Consider the following 19,282-nt stretch of genomic DNA (forward strand, 5'->3'; position numbering starts at 1 on the left):
TAAGACTTTTACCCAGCCATCCTTATCAATCAGTACGCTCGCCTAAGGCGTTTAGATGATCGACGGTCCCCGCACGATCGTGCTCCGAAAACGCCGAAAAAAAACCGTCAAACGCCCGCCCATCGGCCGATCGGCCGGTCCCGGCAGCTTTGGGGAAGGGTCTGTTATAGTCGTCCCCATCCCTCCCCCTCATTCATCGGTCGCGTGGACAACCTTCCCTTATGGGCGCAAATTGGCGCCATCTTTCTTCTTCTCTTTCTGTCCGGCTTCTTCTCGATCTCCGAAACGTCGATGATGGCGCTGAATCGCCATCGTCTGAAGCACCTCGCCAACCAGGGGTCGCTCCGCGCGCGCACCACGCAAGGGCTTCTCGCCAAAACGGATCAGCTACTGAGCGTCATCCTGATCGGCAACAACCTGATCAATACGATCATCCCCGTTCTCACCACGTCGATCGCGCTGCGCACGTTCGGGCATGACAACCTCGTGCTGTCGATCGCGACGGGGCTGGTCGCGTTCCTGATCATCGTGTTCGCGGAGATCGCGCCGAAGATCGTCGGCGCGACATATCCGGAAAAAGTCGCGCTGCCGGCGAGCCTGATCCTCGCGCCGCTGATGCGCATCGCGCGGCCGCTCGTGTGGTTCGTCAACCTGTTCGCGAACGCCGTGCTGGGCGCGCTGCACATTAATACGAAGGGCGGCCGCGACCAGCGCATGTCACCGGAAGAATTGCGCACCGTCGTGCTGGAATCGGGCAGCTTCATGCCGACCAAGCACCGCAGCATCCTGCTGAACCTGTTCGATCTCGAAAACATCACCGTCGACGACGTGATGATCCCGCGCCGCCGCATCGAAGCGCTCGATTTCGATGCGCCGTTCGAGCAGATCATGCAGCAGCTCGAAACCTGCTATCACAACAAGCTCGTCGTGTACCAGGGCGATATCGATCGAGTACTCGGCATCCTGCATGTGCGCAAGACGCTGTCGGCGCTGCACAACCAGGAGCTGGAGCGCGAGACGCTGCGCGAACTGCTCACCGAGCCGTATTTCGTGCCGACCGGGACGCCCGTGTTCCAGCAGTTGCAGTATTTCCAGGAAAGCCGTCACCGGATTGCGATCGTCGTCAATGAATACGGCGAACTGCAGGGGCTCGTGACGCCGGAAGACATCATCGAAGAGCTGATCGGCGAATTCACGACGACGATTCCGCGCGGCACCGCGTCACGCGGCGGCTGGGACGACAACGGCGAGGTCATCGTGGCGGGCAGCATGCCGCTGCGCGAGCTGAACCGCTGGCTGCACCTGAATCTTCCGACCGATGGCCCCAAGACGCTCAACGGGCTGATCCTCGAAACGCTGGAGGAAATTCCCGACGGCGATGTATCGGTGCAGATCGCGGGCGTGCGCTTCGAAGTGATGCGCAGCGACGATCAGGCGATCCGCACGGTGAAGATCTTCCGGCCGGCCGTCACGAAACCGCGTTTGCAGCGTTAGCCTTTCGGCCGAGTTGGAAGGCGCGCGGCGCGGCGCGATGATCAGGTCATCCTGATTACGAAGGGCCCGACGCCATGCCAGCCACTTCCCGCCCCGCCTTCGCGCGTCCTGCGGAGACACCCCTGACCGACGACGCGCCCGCCGTCTCGCTGCTCACCGAAACCTTGCGCGCCGCCGCGGCGCGCGGCGCGTCCGATATCCACGTCGAGCCGGCGGAACACGCGTGGCGCATCCGATTGCGTATCGACGGCGCGCTCCACGTTCTGCAAAGGCCGCCGCTGCATCTGCGCGACGCGTTCATCACGCGTATCAAGGTGCTGGCGCGCATGGACATCGCGGAGCGGCGCGTGCCGCAGGACGGGCGCCTGCGCCTGCCGCTCGCGAACGGCCAGCTCGAAAACTATCGCGTGAACTCGCTGCCAACGCTCTTCGGCGAAAAGCTCGTACTGCGGCGTCTCGATGCGCTGCCCGCTGATTTGTCGCTCGCGGCGCTCGGGCTTGATGTGCGACAGCGGGAAGTCGTCGAATCCGCGATCCACGCGCCGCACGGGCTCATTCTCGTCACCGGGCCGACCGGCAGCGGCAAGACGCTTTCGCTCTACTGCTTCCTCCAGATGCTGAACGCCGAAGCGCGCAACGTGCTCGGTCGAAGATCCCGCCGAAATCCAGCTCGACGGCATCAATCAGGTCAGCGTGCGCGACAAGGCCGGACTCACCTTCGCGGTCGCGTTGCGCGCGTTCATGCGGCAGGACCCGGACGTGATCATGGTCGGCGAGATCCGCGATGCCGAGACCGCCGACGACGCCGTAAAAGCCGCGCAGACCGGCCATCTCGTGCTTTCGACGCTTCACACGAACGACGCGCCCGCCGCGATCGCGCGGCTGATCGACATCGGCATCGCGCCGTACAACCTGGCGTCGGCGCTCAGGCTCGTGACCGCGCAGCGGCTCGTGAGGAAGCTCTGCGACGCTTGCCGCGCGCCGTCCGAACTCGCGCTCGACGACGGCACGCGCCCCTTCGAGCCGCGCGGCTGCGTGAAATGTCACGGCATCGGCTATAAGGGGCGCGTGGGCGTGCATCAATTGATGCCCGTCACCGACGCGTTGCGCGAATTGATCGTCGCGCGCGCCGCCACCCACGCAATCACGCGTCAGGCGCAGGCCGAGGGCATGCCTGCACTGCGCGACGCCGCGTTCCAGCGCGTGCGCGACGGCGTGACGAGCGTCGCGGAAGCGGCCGAAGCGACGGAGATCGCGTGATGAGCATTGACACGCGTTTTGCATGGCGCGGCGTCGATGCGAACGGCGCCGCGAAACGCGGCAAAACCATCGCCGCTGATGCCACTGGCGCCCGCGCCGCGCTCAAGCGCGAAGGCTGGACGGTGCTCGAACTCGACGCCGTCGGCCCCGCGCCGCCCCCAAAATCGAGCGCCGCCGACGTGACGCTCTTCACGCGCCAGCTCGCGGGCCTGCTGCGCTCGGGGTTGCCGCTCGCGCCGTCGCTAGAACTGATCGCGCAGACGCCGACGCGCGGCGGCCTGCCGCGCATCGTGCAGAACGTCGCCCGCGACATCACGCAGGGCGTGCCGTTCTCAGATGCGCTCGCGCGGCATCCAGCCTGCTTCGGGCCGCTGTATTGCCAACTGGTGTCGGTCGGCGAACTGGCGGGCGCGCTGCCGACCGTGCTCGCCCGCCTCGCCGACGACCGCGAGCGCGCTGCCTCGCAGCGCGCGAAGCTCAAGGGCGCGCTGACGTATCCGGTCATGGTGCTGCTTCTTTCACTGCTGATCACGGCTGGCTTGCTGGTCGGCGTGGTGCCGACGTTCAAGACGATCTTCGACGGCTTCGGCGCCGCGCTCCCCGCACCGACGCGTTTCGTGCTCGCGCTCTCCGACGGCGTCGCGCGCTGGAGCGTGCCGTTCGCGACCACGTGCGTGGCCGTCGGCATCGGATGCGCACGGCTGTTGAAGCGCTCGCCGTCGGCGCGCGAGGCCGCCGATCGCGCGACGCTCAAGCTGCCGCTCGTCGGCGCGTTGCTGCGCTCGCTCGCGATCGCGCGCTGGAGCCGCGCGCTAGGGACGCTGCTCGCCGCCGGCACGCCGCTGTCGGACGCTTTCGATTCGCTCGCCAACGCAACCGGCAACCGCATCTTCGACCGCGCGACCGTAGAGATCGCGACGCGCCTTCGCCACGGCGAGCGGCTGGCGGCCGCGATGCGCGCGCTCGGCTGCTTCCCGCCCGAAGTCGTGCAGCCGATCGCCGTCGCCGAGGAGTCCGGCTCGCTCGACTCCATGCTGATGGACCTCGCGACCCTCGGCGACCGCCAGGTCGACGAAAAGATCGGCACGTTCGCGAGTCTTTGCGAGCCGGTCGTGATCGTGGTGCTCGGCGCGCTCGTGGGCGGACTCGTGATCGCGATGTATCTTCCCATCATCCAACTCGGCAACGTGGTGTAGCATCCCTGCCGAATTCACCCAGACACAGCCCATGCAGCTTTCGTTCGAACCGTACGTCGCGCGGTCCAGCCTCTTCACGCAGGCGTTCGCCGCGCTGCCCGCCGCCGCGCAATACGGCTTTGCGATCGTCTTCGGACTTGTGATCGGCAGCTTCCTGACGGTCGTCGTGCACCGGCTGCCCATCATGCTCGAGCGTGCGTGGCGCGCGGAAATCGACGCCGAAACCACGAGCGAAGCCGCTCCCGCCGAGCGCTACAACCTCGCCGTCCCGCGCAGCGCCTGCCCGCATTGCGGACATGTCCTGCGCGCGTGGGAAAACATCCCCGTCATCAGCTATGTGCTTTTGCGCGGACGCTGCGCGAAATGCGGCGCGTCCGTCAGCGCGCGCTATCCGCTGATCGAACTCGCGACCGCTCTCTTCGCCGCCGCGTCGCTGTATGCGTTCGGGCCGGACTGGCTCGCGCTCGCCGCGTTCGGTTTATGCGCTACGCTGCTCGCAACGAGCCTGATCGATTTCGACACGCGCTACCTGCCCGATTCGCTCACGCTGCCGCTGCTCTGGGCCGGCCTGATCGTCAATCTCAGCGATGGCGGCTTCGTGCAACTGCACGACGCGGTGATCGGCGCGATCGGCGGGTATCTCTTCCTTTGGTGCGTCTACTGGATCTTCCGGCTGGTGCGCGGCGTCGAAGGCATGGGCTACGGCGACTTCAAGCTGCTCGCCGCACTCGGCGCGTGGTTCGGCTGGATGGCGCTGCCGCAGATCGTGCTGGTTTCCGCGATCGCCGGAGCGCTGGTCGGGCTCGTCGCGACGTGGCGCGGACGTATGCGCTTCGAGGAACCGCTGCCGTTCGGCCCGTTCCTCGCGATCGGTGGCGTGCTGACGCTCTACTTCGGCACCCCGCTTTACGGACTTTTTGGATGATCAAGGAGTTACGGATGTACAGCATCGGCCTGACGGGCGGCATCGGCAGCGGCAAGACCACAGTCGCGGATTGCTTTGCCGCGCACGGCGTGCCGCTGATCGACACCGATCTCATCGCGCACCAGATCACCGCACCCGGCGGCGTCGCGATGCCGCTGATCGCAAGCCGCTTCGGGCCGGAGTATGTCGCGGCGGACGGGTCGCTCAATCGCTCGAAGATGCGCGAGCGTGTCTTCGCCGACGATACCGCGAAGGCGCAGCTCGAAGCGATCACGCATCCGCTGATCCGTGCGGAGACCGAACGGCAGCGAAGCGTCGCGGACGGCGCGTATCACATCGTCGTGGTGCCGCTATTGGTGGAATCGGGGAACTGGTCGTCGCGGGCGGACCGGGTGCTGGTCGTCGATTGCCCGGTCGAGACGCAGATCGCGCGCGTCATGCGCCGCAACGGCTTTTCACGCGAACAGGTGCTCGCGATCATCGCGCGCCAGGCGACGCGCGAGGCGCGGCTCGCGGCAGCGGACGACGTCGTCGTCAACGATGAGCACGCGACGCTCGACACACTCAGGCAGCAAGTCGATGCATTGCACGCGCGCTATCTGTCGCTCGCGAGCGGCGCCGACAGGGCGCAAGCGTAAAGTTCACACGAACGGAGGAAACCGCGGATTGAAAAACTCCCGCTAACAGCGACGAAAATGCTCTGCGACAGGCTCATTTTGCGTCGATTTGCTAGGGTAGTGCTGCGGCATTAGAATGTCCTGACTTTCCGTCCCACGAAGCACCGACCAACGCTGAGGCGAGCGCGCTTGATCCTTTACGAGTATCCCTTCAACGAGCGAATTCGAACGCTGTTGCGACTCGAAGACCTGTTCGAGCGCTTCACGTTCTTTTTGACCCAGGAAGACCCGCGAGAGCATCACGTCGCACTGACGACGCTCTTCGAAATCGCCGAAGTCGCAGGCCGCACGGATCTCAAAGCCGATCTGATGAAGGAACTGGAACGCCAGCGTCAGACGCTCGCGCCGTTCCGCGGCAATCCCGGCATCGAACAGGAGGCACTCGAAGCGGTGCTTGGCGAAATCGAACAGACGCTCGCCGGTCTTTCGCAGATGCAGGGCAAGACAGGCCAGCATCTCGCGGACAACGAGTGGCTCGCCAGCATCCGCAGCCGCACGATCATTCCGGGCGGTACCTGCAAGTTCGACTTGCCGTCGTATTTCGCGTGGCAGCAATTGCCGGTGGAGCAGCGTCGCCACGACATCGCGAAATGGGTCATGCCGATGCTCGCGCTGCGCGACGCCGCCATCATCGTGCTGCGGCTCGCGCGCGAATCGGGGCAGGCGTCGAAAGTGATGGCGATGCAGGGCAGCTATCAGCAGATGCTGTCGGGACGGACGTATCAGTTGATGCAGGTGCGCGTGTCGCCGGAAGTGCGGGTGATCCCCGAGGCGAGCGCGAACAAGTACATGCTGTGGGTGCGTTTCACGGTGCAGGACGGCGATCTGCGGCCGCGTGCCGTCGATGTCGACGTGCCGTTCCACCTCACGCTGTGCAGCCTTTGATCAGCAACCTTCGATAACGTCAGACCGTATGACCACCGTCGTCAAATGTCCGACCTGCGATAAGGAAGTCCGCTGGGTCCCGGAAAACCGCTTTCGTCCGTTCTGCTCGGACCGCTGCAAGCAGATCGATCTCGGCGCCTGGGCGGCCGGGAAATATCGCATCGCCGGCAATCAGCAGGAAACGCCGCCCGATGACGATTCGCGCGGCGGCCTGAACTAAAGAGTTTCTAGCTTGCTTCCGCTGCGAGCCATTCCAGCACGGGAATGGTCGCCGGAAGCAGCGGGCCGACGTCGGCCGGCAAGTGCTGCCAGGCGAGCGCCTGACCCTCACGACCGGCGGGCGTCCCGGTCCAGTGCGTCACCTTGCAGAAATGAAGCCGCACATACGCGTGCGGATAGTCGTGTTCGAGCGTGCGCCAGCGTTCGCTTGCGGTGACGTCGATGCCGAGTTCCTCGTGCAGTTCGCGCCCGAGCGCCGCTTCCACGCTCTCACCCGCCTCGATCTTCCCGCCCGGAAACTCCCAGTAGCCCTCGTACGGCTTGCCTTCCGGCCGCTGCGCGAGCAGATAGCGCCCGTCCGGCTGCACCATCACGCCGACGGCCACCTCGGTGACCTTGCGCCCGTTCGCGGCGATTTCCGTCATGCCTTGCGCCCCGACCAGTCGCGCGCGAACTGCCACGCGACGCGTCCCGAGCGCGACCCGCGCTCCAGCGCCCAGACAAGCGCATCGCCGCGCGCGCTTTCGATTTCGCTTTGCTCGCAGCCGAAGTGCTTCAGCCAATGGCCGACGATCGACAGGTAATCGTCCTGCTTGAACGGGTAGAAGCTGACCCACAGCCCGAAACGCTCCGACAGCGAAATCTTCTCCTCGACCACTTCGCCCGGGTGAATCTCACCATCGGACGTGTGCTTGTAGGTCTCGTTTTCGCTCATGTACTCGGGCATCAGGTGCCGCCGGTTTGACGTCGCGTAGATCAGCACGTTGTCCGACTGCGCCGCGACCGAGCCGTCGAGCGCGACTTTCAGCGCCTTATAGCCCGATTCACCTTCCTCGAACGAGAGGTCGTCGCAGAACACGATGAAGCGCTCCGGCCGCGTCGAGATCAGATCGACGATGTCGCCGAGATCGTGGAGATCGTCCTTGTCGACTTCGATCAGGCGCAGGCCGTCCTTCGAATACGCGTTCAGGCACGCCTTGATCAGCGACGACTTGCCGGTGCCACGCGCGCCCGTCAGCAGCACGTTGTTCGCCGGGAGCTTCGCGACGAATTGCCGCGTGTTCTGATCAATCAGACCCTTCTGGCGATCGATGTTTTGCAAATCGTCGAAGGAAATGAGGGAAATCGACGGCACAGGTTGCAGGTAGCCGCGCCCCTGACGCTTTCGCCAGCGAAAGGCGACAGCGCCGTTCCAGTCGATCTGCGGCGCCGTCGGCGGCAGCATGCCTTCGATGCGCGCCAGAACTGCTTCGGCGCGAGTCAGAAATTGTTCGAGTTTGTCCATGATGTTTTATGAGCGATAGTCGGCGTTGATGCTCACGTAGTCGTGCGAGAGATCGCAGGTCCAGACGGTCGCCTGCGCGTCGCCACGGCCGAGCAGCACGCGAATCAGGATCTCGCTCTTCTTCATCACGCGCTGGCCGTCTTCCTCGCGATACTCCGGATTCCGGCCGCCTGCCTTCGCGACGAGCACATCGTCGAGATAGAGATCGATTTTGTCCACGTCGAGATCGGACACGCCCGCGTAGCCGATCGCGGCGAGAATACGGCCGAGGTTCGGATCGGATGCGTAGAACGCCGTCTTTACGAGCGGCGAATGGCCGATTGCATACGCGATCTGGCGACACTCGGCGACGTTCGCGCCGCCTTCCACCGTGATCGTCATGAACTTGGTCGCGCCCTCGCCATCGCGCACGATCAACTGCGCGAGCTCCTGCGCGACGGCCGTCACGGCGTCGCGCAACGCGGTGTAGGCGGGCGAATCCGTCGACGTGATCGCCGGCAGGCTCGACTTTCCCGACGCGATCAGGATGAATGAATCGTTCGTCGACGTATCGCCATCGATCGTGATGCAGTTGAACGAGCGGTCCGCGACGTGTTTCGCGAGCTGATCGAGCACCGGCTGCGCGACGGTTGCATCGAACGCGAGGAAGCCGAGCATCGTCGCCATATTCGGCTTGATCATGCCGGCGCCCTTGCTGATGCCCGATAGCGAGACCGTGTGGCCGTCGATCTGCACCTGGCGCGACGCGGCTTTCGGCAACGTGTCGGTCGTCATGATGGTCTGCGCGGCATCGAACCAGTGCGCCGCCCTCTGGTTGGCGAGCGCGGCCGGCAAGCCCGCCTTCAGACGATCGACCGGCAGCGGCTCCAGAATCACGCCGGTCGAGAACGGCAGGATCTGCTGCGCGTCGAGGCCGAGAAGCTGCGCGAGCGCCGCGCAGGTTTCGCGCGTGTGGGCCATGCCCGGCTCGCCGGTGCCCGCATTCGCGTTGCCCGTGTTCACGACGAGCGCGCGAATACCCTTGCCGCCAGCGCGCACCGCGTCGAGATGCTCACGGCACACCGTGACCGGCGCCGCGCAAAATCGATTCAACGTGAACACGCCCGCGACGGTCGCGCCCTCTTCGAGCTGAATGACGAGCAGATCCTTCCGATTCGGCTTGCGAATATGGGCTTCGGCCCAGCCGAGCGTAACGCCGGCGATGGGATGAAGCGCTGCGGGATCGATCGAGGGGAAATTGACGGCCATGTTCGCGACTCGCTGAATGTGGCGCGCGCCGGCGCTTGTTGTGAGACACGCTGCGCGGGCGCGGGATGAATAGACAGACGCCTTAAGACAGACGCCAGGAAAAACCGGTCCTGCAAAGACAAACGACGCATCTCTGCGTCGCTTGTTCCAACCGTGAACCGTCGGCGATTAAACCAGCTTGCCGTGACAGTTTTTGTACTTCTTGCCGCTGCCGCACGGGCACGGATCGTTGCGGCCGACCTTCGGCACGTCGTCGCCGGCGCGCGTGGCGACGGTGGTGTCGTCGCCGTAGGCCATTGCCTGGTTGACCATTTGCGCGGTGGCGTCGGCCGGGGCGGGCGCGGCGGCGGCCTCGGCGAAGTCCATGTGTGTGAACGCGACGTTCTCCAGATGGCTGCCCTTTTCCTCGTACTGCTCGGCGGCTTCTTCGAGTTGCTCCGGCGATTGAATTTGCACGTTCATCACGACGCGCGTGACTTCCTGCTTCACCGAATCAAGCATTGCTGCGAAGAGTTCGAAAGCTTCGCGCTTGTATTCCTGCTTCGGATTTTTCTGTGCATAGCCGCGCAGATGGATGCCCTGACGCAGGTGATCGAGCGCGGCAAGATGCTCGCGCCAGCGGCTGTCGAGCGTCTGCAGCATGATCGAGCGCTCGAACGCGCTGAACGATTCGCGGCCCACCAGCGTGACTTTCGCCTCGTAGGCTTCGTCGGCGGCGGCGAGCACGGCTTCGAGAATTTCGTCGGCGTCGATCGAATTCGACTCGTTGATCATCTCCTGAATCGCGAGATCGAGCGACCATTCGTTGCGCAGCACCTCCTCGAGTTCCGGCGCTTCCCACTGCTCTTCGATACTGCCCGCCGGCACGAACGTGCGCCCGACTTCGCTGAGCACGCTATGGCGCATCGCGGCGATCGTTTCCTGCACGTCGGTGGCTTCGAGCAGTTCATTGCGCTGCTGATAGATCACCTTGCGCTGATCGTTCGAAACGTCGTCGTATTCGAGCAATTGCTTGCGGATATCGAAGTTGCGCGCCTCGACCTTGCGCTGCGCGCCTTCGATCGAACGCGTGACGATGCCCGCCTCGATCGGCTCGCCTTCCGGCATCTTCAGGCGGTCCATGATGGAACGCACGCGGTCGCCAGCGAAGATGCGCAGGAGCGGATCATCCAGCGACAGATAGAAGCGCGACGAACCCGGATCGCCCTGACGGCCCGCACGGCCGCGCAACTGGTTGTCGATCCGGCGCGACTCGTGGCGTTCCGTGCCGATGATGTGCAGCCCGCCAGCAGCCTTCACCTGATCATGCAGCGCCTGCCATTCGTCGTGCAGTTTCTGGATGCGCGGCTGCTTTTCGTCCTCGGGGATCGACAGATCCGCTTCGATGAACGACGCCTGTTTCTCGACGTTCCCGCCGAGCACGATGTCCGTGCCTCGGCCGGCCATGTTCGTCGCGATGGTGACGACGCTCGGCCGCCCCGCTTCCGCGACGATCGCGGCTTCGCGCGCGTGCTGCTTCGCGTTGAGCACCTCGTGCTTGATGCCGGCTTGCGTGAGCAGACCCGACAGCAGCTCCGACGCCTCGATCGACGTCGTGCCGACGAGCGTCGGCTGGCCGCGGCTCACGCAATCGTGGATGTCGCGGATCACCGCGTCATAGCGTTCCTTCGCGGTCTTGTAGATCTGGTCCTGCTTGTCGCTCCGCTTCGGCGGACGGTTCGTCGGGATCACGACCGTTTCCAGGCCGTAGATCTCGTTGAATTCGTACGCTTCGGTATCGGCCGTGCCGGTCATGCCGGACAGTTTCGAATACATGCGGAAGTAGTTCTGGAACGTGATCGACGCGAGCGTCTGGTTCTCGTTCTGAATCTTAACGTGTTCCTTCGCCTCGACGGCCTGATGCAGCCCGTCCGACCAGCGGCGGCCGGTCATCATGCGCCCAGTGAATTCGTCGACGATGACGACTTCGCCGCCCTGCACGACGTAATGCTGATCGCGATGGAACAGCGTGTGCGCGCGCAACGCGGCGTACACGTGGTGCATCAGCGTAATGTTCTGCGCGGCGTAGAGGCTCTCGCCCTCGCCGATCAGGCCCCACTCGGCGAGCAGGCGCTCCGCCTTTTCGTGGCCCTGCTCGGTGAGGAAGACCTGACGCGCTTTTTCATCGAGCGTGTAGTCGCCCGCCTTCTCGACGCCCGTGCCGTCCGCCTTCTCCTCGCCGATCTGCAGTTCCAGCAGCGGCGGCAGCGCGTTCATGCGCACGTAGAGGTCGGTGTGATCCTCGGCCTGGCCGGAGATGATCAGCGGCGTACGCGCTTCGTCGATCAGGATCGAGTCCACTTCGTCGACGATCGCAAAATTCAGCGGCCGCTGCACGCGCGATTCGGTCTCGTAGACCATGTTGTCGCGCAGGTAGTCAAAGCCGAATTCGTTGTTCGTGCCGTAGGTGATGTCCGCGGAGTAGGCCTGCTGCTTCTGGCCGTGCTCCATCTGCGACAGGTTGATGCCCCACGACAGCCCGAGGAAGTTGTAGAGCCGGCCCATCCATTCGGCGTCGCGCTGCGCGAGGTAATCGTTTACGGTCACGACGTGCACGCCACGCCCCGAGAGCGCGTTCAGATAGGCCGCGAGCGTGGCGACGAGCGTCTTGCCTTCGCCGGTGCGCATTTCCGCGATCTTGCCGTAGTGCAGGACCATGCCGCCGACGAGCTGGACGTCGAAGTGGCGCATGTGCAGCACGCGCTTGCTGGCCTCGCGACAGACGGCGAACGCTTCGGGCAGCAGAACGTCGAGCGACTCGCCGCTCGCGACGCGCTGACGGAATTCGTCGGTCTTCGCGCGCAGTTGCTGGTCCGTGTACTTTTCGATCGTCGGTTCGAGCGCATTGATCGCCGCAACGGTCTTTTGGTATTGCTTGACCAGCCGCTGGTTGCGACTGCCAAAAATCTTTTGAAGGAAACCGGTGGTCATCGGATCAGTGTCTGCGTCGCGGTGTCGGCTGGGCGCACGCTAGGTGCGCCCGAGTACGGCGGACCTCGGCGGCTTAAGTCCATTAGTGAAAATTAACGGGGGATTTTAGCACGCGAGCCCGGCGGAGCCTGTGTCCGCGTGGGGCCGCGCGTCCGGCCGGGGCCTCGGCGTCAGAGGCGTAAAAGCTTCCGCCGGCGGAGCGCTTCGCCGCAATCCTGCGCGTTACAATTGATGGGTCGCGCTCGCGCCCACTGACCCAGAAAATGAGCCGTTTTCCGCCGAATTCAAGGCCGCCGCCGCAGCGATTCGATCCCCGCAAGCCGCAAGCCGTGTCGGATTTACTCGGCCGGACCGACGCGTTTCGCGCATTGCGCGCGGGCGTCGAGCAAATGGCGGCATTGCAGCTCGACTTATCGACGCTGTTGCCGGATTATCTGGCGTCGAGCGTCGAGCCAGGGTTCATCAAGGACGGCGTTCTGGCGCTCTTCGCGGGCCATAACGCGCTCGCCGCCCGCTTGCGGCATATCGAGCCGCGTCTTCTCGCCGATTTGCAGCAGCGCGGCTGGGCGGTGAATTCGCTGAAGATTCGCGTGCGTCCGCAGTCGATGAAGGAAAGCGCGCCGCCGAAGCAGGCGCGCATGTCGGCTGCCGGCGCCGACGCCTTGCAGCACCTCGCCGAAACGCTCGAACCGTCGCCGCTTCAGGAGGCGCTCGCGAAAATGGCTGCGCGTCATCAGGCGAAAGCGCAAAAAAAATGAGCGGCGCTTTCGCTGCCGCTCATTCCTGGATTTACTTCCGGGCTTAATTCAAATTCACGCAAATGCCGTCTGCGTGTCGAAGCCAAAGCCGCGCGGCGCTTTCTGCGTATCGTCGAACGTGACGATTTCATAGGCGTCTTCGTGCGCCAGCAATTCACGCAGCAGCATGTTGTTCAGCGCGTGACCGCCCTTATAAGCCGTGTACGACGCGAGCAGCGGATGACCAACCACATACAAATCGCCGATTGCGTCGAGCATTTTATGCTTCACGAATTCGTCGTCGTAACGCAGGCCGTCGTTATTCAGGATGCGGTATTCGTCCAGCACGATCGCGTTATCCATGCTGCCGCCGCGCGCGAGGCCCAGCTCGCGCATCATCTCGACTTCATGCGCAAACCCGAACGTGCGAGCACGCGCGATTTCACGGACATACGACGTATGGGCAAAATCGACCTCCAGCGCCTGACCGGTTTTATCGACTGCCGGATGACGAAAATCGATCGTGAATTGCAGCTTGAAACCGAAATACGGTTCGAGGCGCGCGAATTTATCTCCGTCGCGGATTTCGACGGGCTTCGTCACCTTGATGAATTTCTTTGGAGCATTCTGCTCTTCGATTCCCGCCGATTGAATCAGAAACACGAACGAAGCGGCGCTTCCGTCCATGATCGGAATTTCTTCGGCAGTCACATCGACATACAAATTATCGATGCCGAGACCCGCGCACGCCGACATCAAATGCTCGATCGTGGAAACGCGTGCGCCGTCTTTCTGCAGCACGGACGCGAGACGCGTGTCACCGATCGCCATCGCAGACGCGGGGATATCGACCGGCGTGGGCAGGTCGATACGCGAAAACACAATACCGGCGCCAGCCGGCGCCGGCTTCAGCGTCAACTCGACTTTTCGGCCCGAATGCAGGCCGATACCGACGGTCTTCACGACAGATTTGATTGTTCTTTGCTTCAACATGATTTTTCCGCTTCGATTAACTTTCTCTATAAAGAGAATTAATCGTAAATATGCATTCAATAGCACGAATTATACTCCATCCGCTGCGAGACGTCTTGAAAGGGAGCGTGTCAATCTGTTGCCCTGTGTTACGCCCGACTTATGCTGAACCGCGCGGATCGAGGAAGCAGAACGGGCCGATGACCGGAATGGAGGCATTTCCGGTCATCGGCCCCAAGTCACGATGATGACGAGGGTGTCATATTTTGTTGTCCCGCTACAACGCAGGCCAACGAGACACCGCTGCGATCAGCGCAACGTCGCCAGGATGCTTTCAGCGTCGCTGACTTCGAACTTGCCGGGCGCTTCGACATTGAGCGTCTTGACCACGCCGTTGTCGACCACCATCGCGTAGCGCTGGGAACGGATTCCCATGCCACGCTCCGACAGATCCTGATCCAGACCGAGTGCCTGGGTGAAACGCGCGGCGCCGTCGGCGATCATCTTCACCTTGCCCGAGGTTTGAAGATCGCGTCCCCACGCGTTCATCACGAACGCGTCGTTGACGGAAACGCACCAGATTTCGTCGATGCCGGCAGCGGTCAACCGCTCCGCCGCCTCGACATAACCGGGTACGTGTTTCGCGGTACAGGTCGGCGTGAACGCGCCCGGCAATCCGAAGATCACCACGCGTTTGCCTGCTGTCTGCTCGCGCACCTGGAACCCGTTCGGTCCCACGGCGCAGCCTTCGCTCGCCACTTCGACAAACTCGAAGAGGCGTGCATCCGGCAACGTGTCACCCACCTTGATCATGTTCGGTCCTTCGCTCGTCAGTGCTTTCGCAACCTCGCGAAACAACTTTATGCCGCAAGAGCGAGACGGAATCGGCTTCAGATCAAACGCTTGTCGTGCAAAAAAGCGCCATCCGTGGAGGTCGGCTGGCCACGGCCTGGCGTCCAGAAAAAGACGCGGCCTTGGACAGTCGCCCCATCAGCCCGATTCGTCAGGCTCCGCGTTCTGCTTCATGTGTGCAGTGCGCCGCACTACACCAAATCAGCAAAAAACGTGCAGCTTTCTTCAGCTTTTTCAGTCGGCTTGCTTGCGCAGGAACGCCGGAATGTCATACGTATCGACGCCCTTTTCCTGCAGCGCCTGAACGTGCGAAGCCGCCGTTTCACGCGTCGAACGCCACACCGCCGGGGTGTCGAGCGCGCCGTAGTCCGTCGCGTGCGATTGCTGCGGAGCGTAGCTGTGCTGCGGCGAATGCGAGATCGGCTGGTTGTCGGTGCCGGTGCGCAGCAGCGTCATCGGTGCGGCTTGCTGCTTGTTCTTCGCCGCGCGGCCGAGACCCGTCGCCACCACCGTCACGCGCAGAGCGTCGCCCATTGCGTCATCGTAGACCGCGCCAAAAATCACGGTTGCATCTTCTGCAGCGTAGCTCTTGATCGTGTTCATCACTTCGCGCGTTTCCGACAGACGCAGCGAACGGCTCGACGTGATGTTCACCAGCACGCCACGCGCACCCGACAGATCGACGCCTTCCAGCAGCGGGCTCGCGACCGCCTGTTCGGCAGCGAGACGCGCGCGATCGACGCCGGCGACCGTCGCCGTGCCCATCATCGCCTTGCCCTGCTCGCCCATCACCGTCTTCACGTCTTCGAAGTCGACGTTGACCAGACCGTCGACGTTGATGATTTCCGCGATGCCGGCCACAGCGTTGTTCAGCACGTCGTCGGCGCACTGGAAGCACTTGTCCATCTCGGCGTCGTCGCCCATCACCTCGAACAGCTTGTCGTTCAGCACGACGATCAGCGAATCGACGTGATCCTCCAGTTGCTGCGAACCGGCTTCGGCCACGCGCATGCGGCGGCCGCCTTCGAACTCGAACGGCTTGCTGACGACACCGACCGTCAGAATGCCCATTTCCTTCGCGATCTGCGCCACGACCGGCGCTGCGCCCGTGCCCGTGCCGCCGCCCATGCCCGCGGTGATGAACACCATGTGCGCGCCGCGCAGCGCATCGGCGATCCGCTCGCGTGCGTCTTCAGCCGCGGCCTTGCCCATGTCCGGCTTGGCACCAGCGCCCAGACCGGTGTTGCCGAGCTGGATCACCGTGCTCGCGCGCGAACGGGCGAGTGCTTGCGCGTCGGTGTTCATGACGATGAAGTCGACGCCCTGCACGCCGCGGTTGATCATGTGCTGCACGGCATTGCCGCCAGCGCCACCAACTCCGACGACCTTGATGATCGTTCCGTTGGTTTCCGTTTCCAGCATTTCGAAATCCATGTTGCCTCCGTCAAGATGAAAAGCGGCGTTATTCGGCGAGGGATCGGGCAACCCCTTGTCGCGCGCCAGCCGCCGGCACCAGCGCGTATTATTTTTGCTGCGGTTTCGTCGTAACTCTCGTTGATGCTCTTTTAGAAGTTCCCGAGGAACCAGTCCTTCATCCTCGTGAACACCTGTCCCATCGATCCTGACTGCACCGCGACCTTGCGGCCGCGCATGCGTTGCGAGCGTCCTTCGACGAGCAAGCCCATTGCCGTCGAATAACGCGGATTGCGCACGACATCCGCGAGACCGCCCGCGTACTCCGGCACGCCGATGCGTACCGGCTTCAGAAAAATGTCTTCGCCGAGCTCGACCATGCCGGGCATCATCGATGCGCCGCCGGTCAGCACGACGCCGCTGCTCAGCAACTCCTCGTAGCCCGACTCGCGCACGACCTGCTGCACGAGCGAGAACAGCTCCTCGACGCGCGGCTCGACCACCGCCGCCAGCGCCTGCCGCGACAGCGTGCGCGGACCGCGCTCGCCGAGTCCCGGCACTTCGATCATTTCGTCCGGGTCGGCCAACGCCTGCTTCGCGATGCCGTAGCTCACCTTGATGTCTTCCGCGTCGGGCGTCGGCGTGCGCAGCGCCATCGCGACGTCGCTCGTGATCTGGTCGCCGGCGATCGGGATCACGGCCGTGTGACGGATCGCGCCTTCGCTGAAAATCGCGATGTCGGTCGTGCCTCCGCCGATATCCACGAGCACGACGCCCAGTTCCTTCTCGTCCTCGGTGAGCACCGCGAGCGACGACGCGAGCGGCTGCAAAATGAGGTCGTTCACTTCGAGCCCGCAGCGGCGCACGCACTTCACGATGTTCTGCGCCGCGCTCACCGCGCCCGTCACGATGTGCACCTTCACTTCCAGCCGGATGCCGCTCATGCCGATCGGCTCGCGCACGTCTTCCTGGCCGTCGATGATGAATTCCTGCGTCAGGATGTGCAGCACCTGCTGATCGGTCGGGATGTTGATGGCCTTCGCCGTCTCGATCACGCGCGCGACGTCCGTCTGCGTGACTTCCTTGTCCTTGATCGCGACCATGCCGCTCGAATTGAAGCTGCGGATGTGGCTGCCCGCGATGCCGGTGAACACGTTTGTGATCTTGCAGTCGGCCATCAGTTCCGCTTCTTCGAGCGCGCGCTGGATCGACTGCACCGTGGCCTCGATATTGACCACGACGCCCTTCTTCAACCCCTTCGAATCGTTCTGGCCGAGTCCGATCACTTCGTAGTGGCCCTCGCCCTTCAATTCAGCGACGATCGCCACCACCTTCGACGTCCCGATGTCGAGGGCGACCAGCAGGTCTTTGTAGTCTTTGCTCATAGCGTGCTCATTGCCTGTGATGTCTGCTTATTTCTTGGCTTTGTCGGTGTCGCTGATGAAACGCATGCCGGCAGCCCGTATTGCGAAGCCATTCGGATAGCGCAAATCCGCGTATTCGATGTCATTTCCCCACCGCCCCGTCACCGACGACCACGCCGACACGAAACGGCGGCTGCGGTCGAATAAAGTGTCCTGATTGCGCTCGCGGCCGAGTTCGACCTGCGTGCCGTTCGAGAGCTTCACCGTCCACGCGAAACGCGGCGACAGGATCACTTCGTCCGGATGCGCGTCGAGCGGCGCGAACCACTTCGTGAAATCGCGATACCGCGCGACCACTTCCTTCGCCGTGCCTTCTGGGCCGTCGAACGCGGGCAGGTCGTCGTCGAGCTCGCCCTGGTTCGCCGTGAAGAGCTCGCCGTCGACGCTCACGAGCTGATCGCTGCCCCACGTGCCGAGCGGCTTGAATTCCTCGAGCGTCACGGCGAGCGCATTCGGCCACACGCGGCGCACGCTCGCGTGGCGCACCCACGGCATCTGTTCGAACGCGGTGCGCGCCGTATCGAGATCGACGGTGAAGAAATTGCCCTTCAGCCGCCCGACTACGCTCGCACGCACCGTCGGCGAATTGATGTGGGACGTGTCCCCGTCGATCTGGATCTCGCGCAGCCGGAACTCGGGACGCTGGATCGCCCAGTACCCCGCGGCGGCCAGCAGCAGAAGCACGAGCAATACGTGCAGCGCATTGGCGGCGAGGTTGAGTTGGCGAGCGTTGTTCCACATGTTTCGGCTTCAGTCCTTTCAGTTTTTCAGCGTCAGCGAAAGCACCTTCACGACGAGATCCTGATAGCTGATCCCGACCGCGCGCGCGGCCTTCGGCGGCAGCGAGTGATCGGTCATGCCAGGCGCCGTGTTCACTTCCAGGAAATACGGATTGCCGTGCGCATCGAGCATGAAATCGGCGCGGCCCCAGTCGGTGCAGCCGAGCATGTCGAAGGCGCGCTGCGTCAGTTGCTTCATGCGCGTTTCTTCGGCAGGCGTGAGGCCGCAGGGAATCAGGTACTGCGTGTCGTTCGCGATGTACTTCGCGTGGTAGTCGTAGAACTCGCCCGCCGGCACGATCTTGATGACCGGCAAATCGAGGTCGCCCGCGATGCAGCAGGTGAACTCGCCGCCGCCTTCGATGCTCTTCTCGACGATCACGATCTTGTCGAACTTCGCCGCCTCGACGAGCGCCGGCACCAGCCCCTCCGCGCTCTTCACCTTGATGACCGCGACGCTTGATCCCTCGCTCGCCGGCTTCACGAAGAGCGGCAAGCCGAGCTTCGCGACGATCTCTTGTGCGCGCGCTTCGTACGCGTCACCGCGCAGGACGGTTTCGAACGGCGGCGTCGGCACGCCGGTCTGCTGCCACACGAGCTTGGTGCGCAGCTTGTCCATGCCGAGCGCCGAGCCGAGCACGCCGCTGCCCGTATAGCGGATGCCGTAGAAATCGAGCGCGCCCTGCAACTGACCGTTCTCACCGTAACCGCCGTGCAGCGCGATGAACGCGCGCACGAAGCCTTCGGCCTTCAGTTCCGAGAGCGGACGCTCGGCCGGATCGAACGGATGCGCGTCGATGCCCGCATCGCGCAGGCCTTGCAGCACGAGGCGTCCGGAATTGAGCGACACCTCGCGCTCGGCCGAATTGCCGCCGAGGAGCACTGCCACTTTGCCGAATGCTTTCGGATCGATCTGGTTCACGCTTTGGCCCGTTGTTTCGTTCAT

The 19,282-nt window shown here is 63.6% G+C and carries 17 protein-coding genes and 1 pseudogene; 8 read left to right on the forward strand and 10 right to left on the reverse strand.

From position 1 onward, the window contains the following. The first annotated feature begins 204 nt into the window (after window positions 1-204). The 7 genes and pseudogenes from AWB67_RS03140 to AWB67_RS03170 all read left to right on the forward strand — a co-directional run bounded on the left by AWB67_RS03140 (window position 205) and on the right by AWB67_RS03170 (window position 6,657). Window positions 205-1,494 carry an HlyC/CorC family transporter gene (locus tag AWB67_RS03140; protein WP_087654771.1) on the forward strand — a complete coding sequence of 430 codons (1,290 nt, stop codon included), beginning with the start codon at window positions 205-207 and terminating at the stop codon, window positions 1,492-1,494. A gap of 74 nt (window positions 1,495-1,568) precedes the next feature. Further along, window positions 1,569-2,754, forward strand: a pseudogene (locus AWB67_RS03145) (GspE/PulE family protein). Beyond that, entirely contained in the window at window positions 2,754-3,950 is a 1,197-nt protein-coding gene (locus tag AWB67_RS03150; RefSeq protein WP_087654772.1) for a type II secretion system F family protein, read from the forward strand. The pseudogene AWB67_RS03145 and the gene AWB67_RS03150 overlap by 1 nt, the downstream one beginning before the upstream one ends. A gap of 31 nt (window positions 3,951-3,981) precedes the next feature. Next, the gene (locus AWB67_RS03155) at window positions 3,982-4,875 is read left to right on the forward strand and encodes a prepilin peptidase (RefSeq protein ID WP_087654773.1); all 894 of its coding nucleotides are present in this window, start codon (window positions 3,982-3,984) and stop codon (window positions 4,873-4,875) included. A 14-nt stretch (window positions 4,876-4,889) separates the two neighbouring features. Beyond that, entirely contained in the window at window positions 4,890-5,513 is a 624-nt protein-coding gene (gene coaE / locus AWB67_RS03160; protein WP_087654774.1) for a dephospho-CoA kinase, read from the forward strand. Between the two features lie 168 nt (window positions 5,514-5,681). After that, window positions 5,682-6,437: a cell division protein ZapD gene (gene zapD / locus AWB67_RS03165; RefSeq protein WP_087654775.1), complete on the forward strand. Its 756-nt coding sequence runs from the start codon at window positions 5,682-5,684 to the stop codon at window positions 6,435-6,437. A gap of 28 nt (window positions 6,438-6,465) precedes the next feature. Then, window positions 6,466-6,657 (forward strand): DNA gyrase inhibitor YacG, encoded by a 192-nt coding sequence (locus tag AWB67_RS03170; protein WP_087654776.1) that lies wholly within the window; start codon window positions 6,466-6,468, stop codon window positions 6,655-6,657. A 7-nt stretch (window positions 6,658-6,664) separates the two neighbouring features. Here the strand turns inward: AWB67_RS03170 and AWB67_RS03175 are convergent, their stop codons facing one another. From AWB67_RS03175 to secA, 4 genes are all read right to left on the reverse strand, one after another. After that, entirely contained in the window at window positions 6,665-7,081 is a 417-nt protein-coding gene (locus tag AWB67_RS03175) for an NUDIX domain-containing protein (RefSeq protein WP_087654777.1), read from the reverse strand. Continuing rightward, the gene (locus AWB67_RS03180) at window positions 7,078-7,941 is read right to left on the reverse strand and encodes an ATP-binding protein (protein WP_087654778.1); all 864 of its coding nucleotides are present in this window, start codon (window positions 7,939-7,941) and stop codon (window positions 7,078-7,080) included. The genes AWB67_RS03175 and AWB67_RS03180 overlap by 4 nt, the downstream gene beginning before the upstream one ends. Window positions 7,942-7,947: 6 nt before the next feature. After that, window positions 7,948-9,189 (reverse strand): bifunctional glutamate N-acetyltransferase/amino-acid acetyltransferase ArgJ, encoded by a 1,242-nt coding sequence (gene argJ / locus AWB67_RS03185; protein WP_087654779.1) that lies wholly within the window; start codon window positions 9,187-9,189, stop codon window positions 7,948-7,950. A gap of 168 nt (window positions 9,190-9,357) precedes the next feature. After that, a complete protein-coding gene (secA, locus tag AWB67_RS03190) occupies window positions 9,358-12,159 on the reverse strand; it encodes a preprotein translocase subunit SecA (protein ID WP_087654780.1) in 2,802 nt (933 codons plus the stop codon). A 263-nt stretch (window positions 12,160-12,422) separates the two neighbouring features. Here secA and AWB67_RS03195 point away from each other — a divergent pair, with 263 nt between their 5' ends. Further along, complete coding sequence (locus AWB67_RS03195) at window positions 12,423-12,917, forward strand: DciA family protein (RefSeq protein WP_087654781.1); 495 nt, start codon at window positions 12,423-12,425, stop codon at window positions 12,915-12,917. Between the two features lie 54 nt (window positions 12,918-12,971). On the opposite strand, the gene lpxC is transcribed toward AWB67_RS03195, so the two are convergent. The 6 genes from lpxC to AWB67_RS03225 all read right to left on the reverse strand — a co-directional run bounded on the left by lpxC (window position 12,972) and on the right by AWB67_RS03225 (window position 19,258). Further along, complete coding sequence (gene lpxC / locus AWB67_RS03200) at window positions 12,972-13,889, reverse strand: UDP-3-O-acyl-N-acetylglucosamine deacetylase (RefSeq protein ID WP_087654782.1); 918 nt, start codon at window positions 13,887-13,889, stop codon at window positions 12,972-12,974. 288 nt (window positions 13,890-14,177) lie between these two features. Beyond that, window positions 14,178-14,681: a peroxiredoxin gene (locus AWB67_RS03205; RefSeq protein ID WP_087654783.1), complete on the reverse strand. Its 504-nt coding sequence runs from the start codon at window positions 14,679-14,681 to the stop codon at window positions 14,178-14,180. Window positions 14,682-14,954: 273 nt separating this feature from the next. Continuing rightward, complete coding sequence (gene ftsZ, locus AWB67_RS03210) at window positions 14,955-16,154, reverse strand: cell division protein FtsZ (RefSeq protein WP_087654784.1); 1,200 nt, start codon at window positions 16,152-16,154, stop codon at window positions 14,955-14,957. A gap of 131 nt (window positions 16,155-16,285) precedes the next feature. Next, the gene (gene ftsA, locus AWB67_RS03215; RefSeq protein WP_087654785.1) at window positions 16,286-17,518 is read right to left on the reverse strand and encodes a cell division protein FtsA; all 1,233 of its coding nucleotides are present in this window, start codon (window positions 17,516-17,518) and stop codon (window positions 16,286-16,288) included. Window positions 17,519-17,545: 27 nt separating this feature from the next. Next, the gene (locus AWB67_RS03220) at window positions 17,546-18,298 is read right to left on the reverse strand and encodes a cell division protein FtsQ/DivIB (RefSeq protein WP_087654786.1); all 753 of its coding nucleotides are present in this window, start codon (window positions 18,296-18,298) and stop codon (window positions 17,546-17,548) included. Between the two features lie 18 nt (window positions 18,299-18,316). Continuing rightward, window positions 18,317-19,258 (reverse strand): D-alanine--D-alanine ligase, encoded by a 942-nt coding sequence (locus AWB67_RS03225; RefSeq protein ID WP_087654822.1) that lies wholly within the window; start codon window positions 19,256-19,258, stop codon window positions 18,317-18,319. Window positions 19,259-19,282 lie beyond the last annotated feature (24 nt).

The sequence above is a fragment of the Caballeronia terrestris genome (genome assembly GCF_001544515.1).
In the GTDB taxonomy this organism is placed as follows: Bacteria; Pseudomonadota; Gammaproteobacteria; order Burkholderiales; family Burkholderiaceae; genus Caballeronia; species Caballeronia terrestris.